Source organism: Gluconobacter sp. P1D12_c, assembly GCF_018812105.1.
Taxonomy (GTDB): Bacteria; Pseudomonadota; Alphaproteobacteria; order Acetobacterales; family Acetobacteraceae; genus Gluconobacter; species Gluconobacter oxydans_A.
The window spans coordinates 1-415 of the sequence record NZ_JACSIQ010000595.1 but is presented as its reverse complement, the minus strand read 5'-3'; the positions used below and the strand labels follow the sequence as shown (position 1 = coordinate 415).

General features: G+C 57.6%; 1 pseudogene. It reads left to right on the top strand.

The window, feature by feature from the left end:
- Positions 1 to 415: pseudogene (locus KP705_RS18315) on the top strand (IS5/IS1182 family transposase); the annotation flags it as partial.

Below are 415 nucleotides of genomic sequence, written 5' to 3'. Positions count from 1 at the left end.
CAGATCGTGTTCCTGATGCCAAAACACTCTGGCTGTTCCGTGAGCGCCTGACGCAGGTGGGAGCGATCGAGGGTCTGTTCAACCGTTTTGACGCGACCCTGCGGCACGCCGGCTATCTSCCGATGTCSGGCCAGATCCTGGATGCAACRCTGGTGGCKGCTCCAAAGCAGCGCAATACGAAGGCTGAGAAAGCGGATCTCCGGGCAGGACGTATTCCMGAAGACTGGCAGGACAAGYCGGCAAAGCTGTCGCACAAGGATCGTCATGCGCGCTGGACGCTGAAGTTCACGAAAGCAAAACGGCAGGATGACGGGAGTATGCCCGCAACGGATCTCGCTATCCCGTTCTTTGGCTACAAATCCCACGTSTCCATCGACCGGAAGTTTCGGTTCATCCGAAAATGGAAGACGACGGA